A 15,380-nucleotide genomic window follows, 5' to 3' on the forward strand; every position below is an offset into this window, starting at 1 on the left:
ATTTTAAATTTAATTTAATTTAATTTTTAGATTTGGCAGAATAGATATTTTTGATAATTCTGCTGTCAATTCACCCAAATCTCTACTTTCAGTGACTTTTGATTTTTGGTGTGGCAAACTAATGATCAAGCTATTAATGACCAATATTCTTTATCACTAAATGTTGATGATTGCTTTGAATGAGGATGATATTTAGGATAGTTTCAATTCTCATATATATAGGACTCATATTTGATTTCTGAAAAAAATCAGTACACCCACAAAATGCTCTTTTCTACTCCCTACTCCCCACTCCCCACTCCCAGCCTTTACAGATAATTTCAACAATCAAAGCGGATTCCTTCCTATAGTTTACTCAAGTTTAAAAAATAATTTATCTGAAGCCAAATGGCAAATAAGCAAATAAAAAAATAGCGATCGCATCGCTAAAATCTTGATTAACAAAAGATAAAATGAAAGCGATCGCTGTTGAAACTTTAATAAACCAAAGGTCTAGCACCACTCATTTGACGCAACGAATTGATGCAGGCTGGACAGTCACAACCAAACAAAGTCACTGCCATTTCGCTTTCTTGGTCACTAAACTCTAACATCGGCACATTATCGTTAGAAAATTCTACTTCAGCCTGTTCAGTCGGGATTTGTGCTAATACAGACGCTCTAGCACATACTAAGCCAACCTTATGCTTATTGCGGATACAAGATAAACGGTCTTCAGTATTTTTAACTACTGGTTCTGCTGCTTGTACTTGATTAACCATCGCTGTCATCGACAGAATAGAACTAATCAGCATCGGAGTGGAAAGTAAACTCAGTATAATTTTATTCATTGGTCTCCTCTAAAATTCCTGGCCGCTTAGAATAATTAAATCTTACGTGTACCATGAATGTCCATCAGGAGCTTATGTTTCCTAAATGAGTAAGGAGTAAATACTTATGACTTATCAGGACTTAGGCAAAATTATGAAAAAACCTAGACGCACTCTTAGGCTACTCTGAGCAGAACGTCTAACAGTGAACCCGCAGGGTAGGACATTACTTAAAGAACGCAAAAATAATTTTTCCTAGTGCAAATTTTCCTCAGCCAGGAAAGGAAAGGATTAATCTTAATAAAAACAAAAATACCGGACTTAACAAGTTCCGGTAAAATCCTTGGGAATATCTACTAATGAGCCATTAATGAATTCTTTCGCGGAGTAATTGTTCTTCTAAAGCCGCAATCCGATTGTAAGCTGCGGTTAGTTGCGCTGTTAGTCTTTGTATCTGAATTTCTGGTGTTAAAACTTTATCCCCACCTTGACGATTCATATCAATATAAGCGCCATCTGTCAGAACATCCTTGTGTTCTAGTTCTTGATTAAAACTAATTTGTCCTCTTAAATGATAGGGAAAAGTCTCGCTATTTTCTTGATAATTATCTTTTACAGATGTTTTAGCCAAGGAACACTCTGTGAAAGCCTGAGCAACTTTAAAATCTAGCTGCTCAATTACCTGGTAGAGGGCATCCAGTTTATGGCTCAAAGTTAGAATCTGGTTTTGTAATGGCTCCATCTAATACCCTCGTCAGTATATTTCCTCCATGTTATTCAATTTACTGGCAATGTTAAACATACTTATGAATTATTTAATTATTCAAATAATTTGTCGAAATGATATACCTAAGTCATTAATTATCAATCTTTCTCAAAAAAATCTGGAAGTCAATACCATTGCTAGTGTTAAAAAATGTAAATTTGGACTAACTTATTTTTAGAAAAATTTGAAATATTAAAAAACAAAAACCTATTTACGAATAACTAAAACGATAAAAGCTACAGTAGTCTGATTTATTTTAGAAATTACTGTACAGCCTGAGAGTAAGGATTGGGGAGTCGGGAGTAAGAAAAAGTGTTTTGTGGGTGTACTGTTTTTTTCAGAAATCTAAGTATCATTTATGCTTATATTTTTATTTTTATCTAGTTCTCTCATAATTGATGTTTTCTTGACAATTGGTTTTTAAATTTTGATTGAAATTTGATTGTGGAATGGGTTTCTAGCTGATCTATTGTAGGCTTTTCGTCCCACACCACAAACAAGCTACCAAACTGACACAGATAAATTTATCCAATAGCAGCAATTCTATCCGCGTTTATCTGCGGTTAATTTTATTACGGACACGCTACTACACTTTGATAGCGATAATGCGAATTCTGCGATAGTCTGCCAGCCAAACATGATTGTTGTAAAGTGTAGGCTTGAGGTAGTCTTCAACATTACGAATCACTTCTACTTGTTCCAAAGCCGAAAGGTTGGTGAAAAAATTACTAGCAAACATTTCTAGCCAGTTTTTGATACCTGCTGTCTCATCTGCTAAGACAGTGGGGCGGGGAAACAAAATAGCATGAGTAACTTCAAACCCTTGTTTTTCCAGTAAACTACTATACTCACTAATACTAGGAAAATACCAAGGATTGAAAGTTTGGGGGTGAGATAGACCAATTTTTGCCAAAGCCATATACAAGGCTTGAACTATAGATTCTACGTTACCTTTACCACCAAATTCCGCAACAAAACGCCCTCCTGGTTTGAGTGCTTGATATATGGAGGCGATCGCAGCATCGGCTTCTTTGATCCAATGCAAGGTAGCATTAGAAAATACAGCATCAAATAGTTTGTCTATTTGCAAGTTACGAGCATCAGCAATTTCAAACCGTAAATCAGGATAATTTTGTCGCGCCTTTTCAATCATTGTGGCGGCGCTATCAATTCCCATCACCTCAGCACCAGACTCAGCAATTTTCGCAGCAAGTTGCCCAGTTCCACAACCTAAATCTAAAATCAATTCTCCCGGTTTGGGGTTCAGCCATTGCAATAAATCTTCGCCATATTGCCACACAAAAGCGTGTTTATCTTCATAAAGCAAAGCATTCCAATTATCTTTGGATGGCGAAATCTGATTCATGTTCAGTAAAATCTTACGCAATGAGAGGAAAAATCAAGAGTTTGAAGAAGGGTGTAGGAGTCTTAGGTATTCAAAACCCTTACACCCCCACACCCTTACACCCAACTTCAACAACTAACCTTTGTGCGAAAATTACGCCGGATAAATCCTTAAGCGACGATTAGGTTCTTCGCCAAAACTATGGGATTTGAGGCGATAATGTTCTACCAACTCATGCTGCATTTTGCGGACTTGGGGAGAACGGGGCAGTAACTCTACTGGTTGTCCTTTAGGAATGACAATTTGCTCGACTGCAAGTCTAGCTTCTTCTAGGGCATCAATTTCGTCATCGCTACCACTGTGCAGAAAAAGTTGCAATTCGCGGTCATCAGCAATTTCTGGTTCATCGATGTTCAATAACCGCCGCAGTCCACGGGTAATTTGCGGAATGGTGCTGGCTTTAATCATGTGGATAGGCACATGACGGGCTTTAGCCATTTGCCGTAGTTTAGCGTGGTTTTTGACATGCGATCGCAATGCCAAAATTGCATCAGCACTATCGATGTCTTTTGTCAATACCACAGGCAAAGTCAGCACACTAACTACCTGTTCTAATTGGTGGCGACTCACCCCATAAGGATAAACATGCAGTGGCAAATCTTCCCCGTTGGGGCCAGCGTTCTTCGTGGCGGCGAAATCAATGGTGTCGGAGTAGTTAAAGGATTCCTCTAGCAAGCGGTCAAACTCGCTCTGTCCAGTTGTTTTTTCCCTCTCTAGACTCAATGGCGGAAGTGCCACCATCTGTCCCGATGCCCGCCAGCCACTAGACTGTCGCCCAGAGGAGAAAGTGTCTTCCCCACTCGCTAAATGACCGCCACGACCATTCACCACCGATAGCTGTCGAGTCATGACAACTTTGCCATTATCATCCACAGTGCGGGTTTGTGGGCTTGGTTGCCGTCCACGCAATAAAGTATCTACTGTGTCAGCAACACTTTCGTGAACTACCCAACGCTGTCGTTCTAACATCTCTACAGCAATTTCAAAGGTAGGCGGAGCTTTACGCTCTAACACCGTTTTTTGCGAACCACGCCTTCTGGCTTCGTCGTCTCCCAGTGTCACAGCCTGAATCCCACCAACCAAATCAGAAAGTGTGGGGTTTTTGATCAGGTTTTCAATTTGGTTCCCATGAGCAGTGCCTACTAACTGCACACCACGTTCGGCAATGGTACGCGCTGCTAAAGCTTCCAGTTCGGTGCCGATTTCATCAATCACAATTACTTCCGGCATGTGATTTTCCACTGCCTCAATCATGACTTGATGCTGAAGTTCTGGATGAGCTACTTGCATCCTTCTCGCACGACCAATGGCAGGGTGAGCAATATCGCCATCTCCCGCAATTTCGTTGGAGGTGTCGATAATTACTACTCGTTTGTTTAGCTCATCTGCCAACACACGGGCAATTTCCCGCAGGGCAGTAGTTTTACCCACACCTGGACGACCTAGCATGAGAATGGATTTACCTGTTTCTACCAAATCGCGGATCATACCGATAGTACCGAATACCGCACGACCAACACGACAGGTTAAGCCAATTATCTTACCATTCCGATTGCGGATAGCACTGATCCGATGCAAAGTTTGCTCAATTCCTGCTCGATTATCTCCGCCAAAGGTGCCGACTCGCTGAATACAATCATCAATTTGTGCTTGAGTTACGGGTGTTTCACTCAGATACTCAGCTTGATTAGGAAAGCGAGCTTCTGGGCGACGACCCAAATCCAAGACTACTTCAACTAAACTATCTCGCTGAGGATGATTTTCTAGTACTTGTCGCAAGTCTTGGGGCAAGATGTCTAATAACTTTTGGAGATCGTCTTTAATCGTCATGCTTTCTATGGTGACGTTTTGAGAGATAACGAACGAGCGATTATCGCTCTTGCTGTGACTTGATCTGGGAAACGAGAGAATAGGCAAGCCCTACAGCTTCCCACAATAAGTCCGGTTCTGATTCCAGGTGGACATTCCCTTGAACACTGGCGTAATTCACCTCCTTATTCTCCAACTGTTCGAGAATTGGCGACAGCAATACACGGGCATAGCTTCCGTAGGCGACTCCTGCTATTGAGGCAGAGGGGAGGAGGGGCAGAGGGGCAGAGGGGAAGGAAGAATTGTTCTCCCCTGCACCCCTGCTCCCCTGCACCCCTGCTCTCTTCAGTAGTCCCATTGCCTTTAACTTAGCAACGGTGTAGCTATTTGTGCCACCTGCTAACTGCACATATCCGGGTAGGTTCGCTGCCAAAACTTTTTGTCCTAATTTGACTGCCGCCGTAGTGGTACCATCTCCAATATCACCACTCATCGGACGACCATCGGTTTGCCAAATTAAACTACGAGGACGTGGGGTAATTAGTTCATAAATTGCTTTTAAGTAATCAATCATGCCATCGCCATCAGGACAACTGATAGCCAATAACTGAAGTTGTTCAGCCCAAGGTGAAATTGCTTGCCATAATTTTTGAAATTCTACTAATCTGCCGACTTGTGTATGAATTTCTACGGCATTTACTCCTGTGGAAATTACCATTGGCGCGATCGCCTCTGGTGTTGATATATATGATCTAGTATAAATTATATCGTAAGGGCATAATGGGATGCAACGACCACAACCGTAACATTTCTGAGATTCTACCCCAGAAAAATTATCTGGTTTCCGGTTAAATGCGATCGCCTGTGCCGGACAAACTCGCTCACATGGTCTAAGACAGTCAGAGGGACAATGAACGGCATCAAACTCGGCTTTGCGAAAATGGGGGTCTTCACCATCATTCAAACTCACCATTAACAAAGGCGAACCACCTTGATAGTCGAAGCCTCGTTCTTGGGCGGCTTTAGTCAGGTTTTTAGCTGCTTGCAGTCCGGCTTTGGCTGCTGCTATCACCGCCGGGTCAGCAGCGACATCTATACAGTCAGCACCCGCCAAAGTGTAGGCTAAAGTTAAACTTCTGACTGCTGGCAAATGTTGGTAGCTGGCTCCACAAATGAGCTTGAACCAGCGACCGTTTTCCAGGGAATGTAAAGGGGCAAACAAATCAGTCACATCTCTATTATGCTTTTATGTAACTGAAAATAGTAGTCTTTAATCAATAAAAATTTTTTGACACTATTTTGACTTTCTGAGTAACCAGACTCTCACTTTTGACAGCTAATGTCAATCAACTGTTGCTCTAAATTCTCTTGCTACCGAGAACAAATCAATATATTTTTGATTTTAAATTATGTAAATTTTATTGCTCAGTATATACCAATCTACTTGCTATCCGGTATAAAATCCTATCCTCACCACTGGGGCATAGATGCAATAAAGTCAATCACTGTTTCTGGTTTTAAAGGTTGAGAAAACAGAAACCCTTGAGCAAAGTCACAGTTCAAACTTCTTAATTTTACTAATTGTTCTTGAGTTTCTACGCCTTCAGCAATCACAGTCATATTCATAGATTTAGCAATACTAATTATTGTTGGTACTAGTCCTAGATTATCTTGATAAAACTGCATTCTAGTAATAAAAGACTTATCAATTTTTAAAGAATCTAAAGGCAAACTATGGATATAGCTGAGAGAAGAGTAACCAGTACCAAAATCATCCATTACTAACTTGACGTTGCGTTGTTTGATTTCCTCAATCATGCTTCTCACCGCATGAGTATTTTCCATAATCACACTTTCGGTAATTTCTAATTCTAGATTTTTGGGATTAACTTTGGTGTCATGAATAATTTGATCAATTTGGTTAATTAAGTTAGCTTGGGTAAACAGACGCGCACTTAAATTAACACTCATCGTTAAATTTTTAGGAATATTTGGATGCTCTTGCCAAAGGCGTAATTGTTGACAAGCTGATTGTAAAACCCAGATATCAATTTCGTTAATCAAACCTGTTTCTTCGGCTATGGGGATAAACTCTGTGGGAGCCATTAAACCCCGCACAGGATGTTGCCAACGGACTAATGCTTCAAAGCCAGTAATTTGACCAGTACTTAAGGTAATAATCGGCTGATAATAAATAATCAACTCTCTTCTTTCAATGGCTCGCCGCAGATCATTTTCAATTTCTAACAGTTGAATAGCTTCTTGGTACATTGCCGGGTCAAAGACTTTATAACTGGCTTTACCTTGCGCTTTAGCACGATACATAGCTGTGTCGGCATCCCGTAATAAATACTCTGGTTTTTCGTAATCTTTACAACCCCAATTAATCCCAATACTAGCATTCATAAATACTTCATATCTAGACAATTTAAATGTCATAGATAGTTCTTGGAGCATGAGTTCGGCAACTTGAATTGCGGAATTAATATCGGAAATATTTTCGAGAAGAATACCAAATTCATCACCACCGAGTCTTGCTAGGGTATCACCAGGATTCAAGCATGATTGCAGACGACGCGCAATCGCAATCAGTAATTCATCTCCCACAAGATGACCGAGAGAATCATTGACAACTTTGAAGCGATCGCAATCTAAATATAGGACAGCAAAATGATAGTTTTTATCTTCTCTCGCTAGGTTAAGAGCTTTGCCTAACTGTCTTAAAAACAAAACCCGATTTGGTAATCCTGTGAGTGCGTCATGGAGAACTATATCTAGTAATTTATCTTGTAATTGTTGCCGAGAAATTATTTCTCGTTGCAGTTTTTGTAGAGCATTTTCTAATTCCCAAGTTCGAGATTTGACTCTTTGCTCTAGTTCTGTATTGAGTCTTAAAATTTCTAATCTTGCTTGTCTCAGTTCTAGTTGATTTTGAACGCGCACTACAACTTCTTCAAACTCAAAGGGTTTAGTAATATAGTCTACTCCCCCTAATCTAAAACCTTTAATTTTATCGAAGACATCATCTAAAGCACTAATAAAAATTACGGGAATATCTGCGGTTAAATCCCAACTCTTAAACCGCCGACAAACTTCATAGCCGTCAACTTCCGGCATCATAATATCAAGTAAAATTAGATCCGGTAAAACAGTTTGACAAGCAGTTAAAGCCATTTGCCAGTTTAACGCTTTACGGACGTTGTATCCTTTTCTAGCCAGTAGAGAGGATAAAACTCTCAAGTTATCTGCCTTGTCGTCAATTATTAAGATATCTTTTTTATCCGGGTCTAACTGCTGGTGGTTCATTACATCTTGCTTCTCGTCAATTCCATAGTTTTCTCAAACTGATACTTATTAGCTAAATTGTTGAAAACCCGGCACATTTGATTGTAATCTTATCCTGAAAATATTTTTCTTTGGGATCGCAGATTTGATTTTCTGCTTGGCATTTGTGAGATGACTTAGCTGCTGTGATCAAAATAGATACCTTACCTGTTCCACAAAAATCGGGAATTCAGTAATACTGAGTTTTCTAATTGGTCTAGCAGCTTTACTATTGTTGTACTTTATTTTGCAATGCAAGATAAACCAATAGCCTCACAACGACTCTCAATTACAAGACAAAGGTCTTAATTATAACTAATATCATGGGTATTTTGGCATAAACCTTGGTAATGAGGAGATGAAACGATTGAGTAAGCGGAAGTTTAAATATCATGGTTGTTGGATTTTTCCCTAGCTCCCGTTGTGGATAACTCAGGCAATTTTAGATACATAATTTGCTCCGGGTTATTACTGTGTGATACGTTCAAAGCTACAAAGGATATTACTATTTTTAGTATAAAGATTTACTTTTGCCAAGCTCTACGCATACATAGCAGAGGCAATTTTATAATTACACTAAGTCCTGAAACTTTTGTATGGCAGCAGAATTTAGACTATTGTGGAGTTTGAGATGTTGGATTTTCTTATGATTGACTGGTAAGTTTTTCGGGGATTCATCTATTGCAATCATTTGTCAATTTGGCCTTACTGTAATCTAGCTTAGTGATATCTCAAGGTTACTGTTTAGCCAAAATCAAAAATAGATGAACACTTGTTTACTCAAGTCTTTGGGAGCAAATTTGAACTTAGAGATTTTTAGTAAATAGTTTACAAGTCTCGCACTTGCAGCTAAAAACCTGATAATAAATATTCAAATCTTGTAAGCACAATTGCATAATAGCTTAACAGTCATCCAATTATTGATATTAATAAAATTTATTAATTAATATCTGGAATTATTTCGATTTCATCACCAATTTGTAATATTTTGCCAGATTCTGATATGTGTACTCTAGTATTCACACTCAAGCGGTAAAAATGATTAAAGTGTGATAGATTTACTGAGTCTGGTAATGTTGCTTGTCGCTGTTGGATAAATATTTTTTGGAAACTTGGGTAAACTGCGGCTGAGTCAGGATTCCTGGTTGGGACTACACAACGCTGGCATGGGTTGACTCCAAAAAACTGCACATTTCCCACTCGCAAGGCGACTAATTGATCTGGTTCACTAAATAAATGATCTTCCCAAAAAGCTGGTACACCTGCGATTTCAATGTTGGCACGTATCCGACGACGCATTTCATCGACAGTGACACCAGGAAACCACGAAGCAACTTCTGTTAAAGTTGCTGTACTAATTACAGTTGGGCCAGGAGAATCGGTATCATCAGGAAAACCCATTAGCGAGTTTTGAGCGATGGTAAGGGAAAACCCAAAAAAATCACTTAAAGCGGCGGTTAATTTTTCTCTCTCTGTATTTAAATTAAAAACTAATGGTGAATCCTGGTGAGGAATTTTCAGAGAGATGGTTTGATCGCCAGAGGTGTTTTGATAATCCGCCCGCAGTAAATGAATTTTGGGATGACGCTTACCATTGACAAATTTACTTTGTACATCAAAAAGGGCGAACTCGCGATCGCCTTTTAATGCGCCACTAGACAAAACCTCGGCTTGTGCCACTTCTACCCCATCTAGTGACTTAATTGGGTAAATTACGATTTTGGCTAGGTACGGCATTTTCAGATAACTTGGTTAGGGATACAAGGGTGATTTATCAATACCGCCAACATGATTTAACGGCCAAAAGCGCAATACAGCCCGACCGATAATATTCTCGCGGGGTACAACACCCCAACAACGGCTATCGTAACTGCTGTTACGGTTGTCACCTAAAACTAGGTAAGCATTTGGCGGTATTGTCTGCGCTTTAGCTAGGAAAGCTGGTTGCTGTCCAGAGGTGCAAACATCAACCACTGTGCGCTGGCTAGAACCTAAATAAGCTTCTTCTTCCAAGGGTTTGTTATTAATGTAGACTTTACCATCACGCAGTTCTACTGTTTCTCCTGGTAAGCCAATCACACGTTTAATAAACGCATCTTGATATTGTTCACGCTTGAGTTCGTCAGTGGGTGAAAAAACCACAATATCTCCCCGTTGGGGGCTGGCAAACTTATACTTCAACTTATCAACAATAATCTTGTCTGCTTCCCACTGGTTTTGAGTCCCATGCAAAGTTGGTTCCATAGAACCAGAAGGAATCCAGCGAGCTTCAGCAACAAAAGTACGAATGCCCAGGGCAAGAACGATACTTAATACAACTGTTCTACCTAGCTCGGCAATCCAGGAATTATCGGGTTTTTGATTAGAATTTTGATCAGACACTTGATTTTGCATGAAAGTACTGAAGTAAGGAAAAGTGTAGTAATTAACTAGCTTAGGGAAAGTCTATCTGTTAATTTTAACGAGAAAATTAGGTTCTCTAGGTGAGTTTTAGCATCTTTACAGACAGATGTATAAGTTAAAAATAAACTTTTTTTGAATCAGCTGCAAAAATTGATCATAGAAAGAGCAAGCAAGTTTCATCTAAGATTAAAGCTTGCCGTCACACATAACTCCTTTCCTTCAAATTTTTTAGCTCCATGTCATCTTCAGAAAGTTTACTAATTCGCCGCGCTCGCATTGTCCTACCCAATGGTGAATTCATGGTTGGGGATGTACTTGTGCGCGATCGCCTCATCCAAGAAGTGGCACCGGAGATTGCTGGTACCATTGTCACCAGAGAGGTTGACGCACAAGGGTTAACTTTGTTGCCAGGAGTTATCGACCCGCAAGTGCATTTTCGGGAACCAGGACTAGAACATAAAGAAGATTTATTTACCGCTAGTTGTGCCTGTGCTAAGGGCGGTGTAACTTCGTTTTTAGAAATGCCTAATACCCGCCCCCTGACTACTACTCAAGCGGCATTAGATGATAAACTCCAACGGGCAGCTAGTAAGTGTGTAGTGAATTATGGCTTTTTTATTGGTGCAACCGCAGAAGTTTTGCCAGATTTACTCACAGCCCAACCAACACCAGGAATTAAAGTTTTCATGGGTTCGATGCACGGTCAGTTACTGGTTGACCAAGATACTGTGCTGGAAGCCATTTTCGCCCAAGGCGATCGCTTAATTGCGGTTCACGCTGAAGACCAAGAACGCATTAATCAACGACGACAAGAGTTTGCTGGTATTCATGACCCAGCAATTCACTCCCAAATTCAAGATAATCAAGCGGCGCTGTTAGCTACCCAAAAAGCCTTAAATCTTTCTAAAAAATATCAGCGTCGGCTACATATATTACATCTGTCCACAGGCGAAGAAGCTGAGTTGTTACGTCAAGACAAACCGCGTTGGGTGACTGCGGAGGTCACACCACAGCATTTGCTATTAAATAGCAGTGCTTATCAAGATATTGGCACTTTAGCGCAAATGAATCCGCCATTGCGATCGCCCCACGATAACGAAGTTCTCTGGCAAGCGTTACGGGATGGTGTGATTGATTTTATCGCCACCGACCATGCCCCCCACACCTTGGCAGAAAAAGCCCAAGAATACCCCAATACACCTTCGGGAATGCCCGGTGTCGAGACTTCTTTACCATTGATGTTAACTGCGGCAATGCAAGGAAAATGTACTGTGGCGCAAGTTGCCAACTGGATGTCTAATGCGGTGGCGCAAGCTTATAAAATTCCGCATAAAGGAGCGATCGCACCTGGTTACGATGCCGATTTAGTCTTGGTAGACTTGGATAATTACAGTCCCGTCCGTCGGGAAGATTTGTTAACCAAATGTGGTTGGAGTCCCTTTGAAGGTTGGAACCTCACAGGCTGGCCTGTCATCACAATTGTGGGTGGACAAATTGTCTATGAACAAAATCGCGTTAATACTGACGTGCGCGGTCAAGCTTTAACTTTCTCTTCATAAATATTTAGTAGTGCTGAGTGCTGAGTGCTGAGTTAAATATTTTCCCCCTGCCTTCTGCCCCTGGTTGGTGAGCGTAGCCGAACCACTGCCCCCTGCCTCCTTTCAACTACGTATAAACACTAGCTTCCAAATTTGGAGGCGAAAAGTTGAGTGTTTATACGATTTTAACTCGTATAAATACTATGCTACTTGGTTAAAAATGTTTGGGCTTTTGGAAGATATATCAGTATGAATATAAGATTTTCTTTTAACCAAGACTTTTTAAAATTAATTTATCTCATAACTTAATCATTAGTTACTTTTTGATTACAGATTCTGTTTTTAACTTGGGAATACTAGGTCAGTGGATAGATGACAGGATGGCTACTGCGATCGTAAATCTTTTAACCTTTCTCAACTAGTCTTTTGTGTTCAACTATCCGGATTTTTCCGCTAAAAAAAGAAGAGAATTAATAGGGTTAAGTAAACGGGCAAATTTCTGTGAAAACTCAGTTTTATACATATATAAATTTTATATGCACTTAATTTGGACGACCTTAAAACCTATTTTTTACACTTCTGATTGATTGTTTTCTCAGCAATTGGTGTTCTAAAAGCCAGCATTAGCAAAGAAAACAAAGTTAGTCTCAAAACACTAGCATCCCAATTAAACACACTAAAAGAAACAATTTACTTAGTTAATCAAAGGCAGGTACAAAGAAAAACAGAATACAAGTAATACATCCCAGTACTGACTGGCTAACTAAAATTCATCTGTAAATGAGCCTTCTCACCAAGATGATTCCCTAAACAACAAATTAAAGTCACTTCTTATTTGAATGTAATTACCCTTGAGTGTCCGCACTCAAAAATCTGGCAGCTTGCTAGATATCACTCTCCAAAGGATTGTTTCATTCAAAAGCTTTGACTCAAGATTTATCGACACTTACGGCAATACTGTCTGCGAGCATAGACCAAAAATTAGCTAAATGCAGTCGCTAGTAAATGTCAATCAAGGCCAAACCCCTATTGTACAGTATTCCATTGATTTTTGAATAATGAAGGCAGTAATGTTAGTCAATTTCTTCGATGAACGCGGTAGTGGTAGATAGAACGAGTGTACAATCCCCCCTCGACTATCGATACATTTTTATCATCTCATCATGATGTGAGGCTAATTTTGGATGGGACAGTTGTCCTTGTAGTTCATTTATGTAGAACCGCATCCAGAAAATTTTCTCACAACCTACAGCAATGAATTATGAATTCTGAGCGGCAAATTTTGCCGCTCAAACTTCTTTTGGGTGGGATTCTCTACACAACTTTTGCCTACCCAATTTTTTTTGCTTTGATGGTGCATAATCACGGATAATTGTATAGTCTAATCCACAAATCTAAATAATTTATCTAGATTTTAGCAATTAACTCGCTGATGTTGCAATGTAATCCTGTAATATCAGCTTGACGAGTACCATTGTCGCCGTAGCTTAAACGCACACACAGATAACTCTCTGGCTGGTAAGGCATTCTCTCTGCCCACTCTATCGCTACAATTCCAGGTTCTATTTCGATTCCTTCCCAATAGCTTTCTAAGTTTAAACCTGTCACCTCTGATGGTTCTAAGCGATATAAGTCGAGGTGATAAAGGGGTATACGCCCTTGAGTGTATTCATTAATCAAAGTAAAAGTGGGGCTGACAATAGATTCGGTAATTCCTAAACCTTGACCAATGCCTTGTACCAAGGTAGTTTTACCTGCACCTAAGTCGCCTTCTAGTAAAATGACAGTACCAGGAGTCAAAGTTTGACCTAGTTTGATACCTAAATTCAGAGTCGCTTGGACATCTGCAAGAGAAATTTTCATTGTTGGTCATTGATCATTGGTCATTAGTCATTAGTGTATACATGACTAATGACTAATTCTTACTTGCCATGATGAGCGCCACTGTACCAGCGTAACAAGACTTTTGCGAGTTTTTGGGGATTATGACGGACAACACCAGTTTCATCTTCATACAATACATTTGCTAAAACAACTCGTCGCCCTAGTAACGATACATCTTCTCTGTCGAGGAAAACTGGATGAGAATTTTGTTGGGCATAACGGATGAGAGATTGGGGAGAAGGAGATTTTTTGTGTACCATAACAGCATCAAATAATCGCCTTTGACCACAGGCTGCATCAATAGCTTTGATATGGTCAGCAACAGTATAGCCCTCAGTTTCTCCTGGTTGGGTCATAATATTGCAGATGTAGATGCGAGGGGCTTTGGAGGAGGCGATCGCATTGGCAATTTCTGGTACTAGTAAATTAGGAATCAAGCTGGTATACAGGCTACCCGGCCCAATAATAATATAGTCAGCTTCTTTAATTGCTTTAATCGCTGCGGGTAAGGCTGGTGGATTAGCAGGTGTGCAACCAATTTTGACAATTTTACCACCAGCTTTAGGAATATTCGATTCTCCTTCAATGCGGCGGCCATCGGCTAATTCTGCCCACAGACGCACATCGGTGAGAGTTGCTGGCAAAACTTGTCCCCGCACCGCCAAGACTTTAGAACTTGCCGCCACAGCACGTTCTAAATCACCAGTAATCTCACTCATGGCAGTTAAGAATAAGTTACCAAAACTATGCCCCGTCAAGCCATCGCCAGCCCGAAAGCGGTATTGAAACAATTCTGTTAACAGCTTTTCTTCATCTGCTAAGGCTGCTAAACAATTGCGAATATCTCCCGGTGGTAGCACACCAAATTCTTGACGCAACCGCCCAGAAGAACCACCATCATCAGCAACCGTGACGATCGCACTAATATTAGCACTATAAGTTTTTAACCCCCGCAACAAAGTCGAAAGTCCGGTACCACCGCCAATAACCACAATTTTCGGCCCGCGATACAAGCGGCGATGGGCTAACAAAACATCAATGAGTTCTGTTTCACCTTGTTGTTTGAAAGCCGCAGTAATGGAACCCACAGTGCGAGTTTGTCCCCAAAGCAGCAACAGTAAGCCGCACAGTAGCACCAAAGGGCCACTGATATAGTTGGGTAGGATGTTGGTAATTACTCCCAGAAAACTCCTCAACAACTCCAACAGCCAAAAAATCGGGGTCAACTTCACCCATATAGCTAACCCCAAACTCGCCAAAAATACACCGCCAACGCTAATAAGTAACCAGCGTTTTACTGATAGTCCTGGAGATAACCACTTAAACCACTGGTTAACCCGATAAGATGTGCGGCTGCGCGACTGCTGTTGCAGGGCGTGGAGGGCTTGTCTGAGAAAACCAATTGACATACCTGATTGAAAGCAGTGCTACAAACTAATGAA

General features: G+C 40.5%; 12 protein-coding genes. 1 reads left to right on the forward strand and 11 read right to left on the reverse strand.

Annotation, left to right across the window (positions count from 1 at the left end):
• Nucleotides 1–373 precede the first annotated feature (373 nt).
• From H6G77_RS36295 to lepB, 9 genes are all read right to left on the reverse strand, one after another.
• Entirely contained in the window at nt 374–499 is a 126-nt protein-coding gene (locus tag H6G77_RS36295) for a hypothetical protein (RefSeq protein WP_277880590.1), read from the reverse strand.
• Complete coding sequence (locus tag H6G77_RS19955; protein ID WP_190593783.1) at nt 477–830, reverse strand: hypothetical protein; 354 nt, start codon at nt 828–830, stop codon at nt 477–479. The genes H6G77_RS36295 and H6G77_RS19955 overlap by 23 nt, the downstream gene beginning before the upstream one ends.
• Before the next feature lie 346 nt (nt 831–1,176).
• Nucleotides 1,177–1,551: a hypothetical protein gene (locus H6G77_RS19960; protein WP_190593780.1), complete on the reverse strand. Its 375-nt coding sequence runs from the start codon at nt 1,549–1,551 to the stop codon at nt 1,177–1,179.
• Between the two features lie 610 nt (nt 1,552–2,161).
• Nucleotides 2,162–2,941: a class I SAM-dependent methyltransferase gene (locus H6G77_RS19965; protein ID WP_190872531.1), complete on the reverse strand. Its 780-nt coding sequence runs from the start codon at nt 2,939–2,941 to the stop codon at nt 2,162–2,164.
• Nucleotides 2,942–3,073: 132 nt separating this feature from the next.
• Nucleotides 3,074–4,810 (reverse strand): R3H domain-containing nucleic acid-binding protein, encoded by a 1,737-nt coding sequence (locus H6G77_RS19970; protein WP_190593777.1) that lies wholly within the window; start codon nt 4,808–4,810, stop codon nt 3,074–3,076.
• Between the two features lie 40 nt (nt 4,811–4,850).
• Entirely contained in the window at nt 4,851–6,020 is a 1,170-nt protein-coding gene (gene ldpA, locus H6G77_RS19975) for a circadian clock protein LdpA (RefSeq protein ID WP_190872532.1), read from the reverse strand.
• Between the two features lie 239 nt (nt 6,021–6,259).
• Entirely contained in the window at nt 6,260–8,095 is a 1,836-nt protein-coding gene (locus H6G77_RS19980; protein ID WP_190593774.1) for a GGDEF domain-containing response regulator, read from the reverse strand.
• A gap of 957 nt (nt 8,096–9,052) precedes the next feature.
• A complete protein-coding gene (locus H6G77_RS19985; RefSeq protein ID WP_190593772.1) occupies nt 9,053–9,850 on the reverse strand; it encodes an MOSC domain-containing protein in 798 nt (265 codons plus the stop codon).
• 15 nt (nt 9,851–9,865) lie between these two features.
• Nucleotides 9,866–10,507, reverse strand: coding sequence for a signal peptidase I (gene lepB, locus H6G77_RS19990; protein WP_190593770.1), 642 nt, complete (start codon nt 10,505–10,507; stop codon nt 9,866–9,868).
• A gap of 245 nt (nt 10,508–10,752) precedes the next feature.
• On the opposite strand from lepB, the gene H6G77_RS19995 reads away from it, so the two are divergent.
• Nucleotides 10,753–12,075, forward strand: a complete 1,323-nt coding sequence (locus H6G77_RS19995) for a dihydroorotase (RefSeq protein ID WP_190669253.1) — start codon at nt 10,753–10,755, stop codon at nt 12,073–12,075.
• A 1,386-nt stretch (nt 12,076–13,461) separates the two neighbouring features.
• On the opposite strand, the gene tsaE is transcribed toward H6G77_RS19995, so the two are convergent.
• Nucleotides 13,462–13,917, reverse strand: a complete 456-nt coding sequence (gene tsaE, locus H6G77_RS20000) for a tRNA (adenosine(37)-N6)-threonylcarbamoyltransferase complex ATPase subunit type 1 TsaE (RefSeq protein WP_190593766.1) — start codon at nt 13,915–13,917, stop codon at nt 13,462–13,464.
• A gap of 59 nt (nt 13,918–13,976) precedes the next feature.
• On the reverse strand, nt 13,977–15,347 hold the full coding sequence (gene yvcK, locus H6G77_RS20005; protein WP_190669257.1) for a gluconeogenesis factor YvcK family protein: 1,371 nt from the start codon (nt 15,345–15,347) through the stop codon (nt 13,977–13,979).
• Nucleotides 15,348–15,380 lie beyond the last annotated feature (33 nt).

It is taken from the genome of Aulosira sp. FACHB-615 (genome assembly GCF_014698045.1).
GTDB lineage: Bacteria > Cyanobacteriota > Cyanobacteriia > Cyanobacteriales > Nostocaceae > Nostoc_B.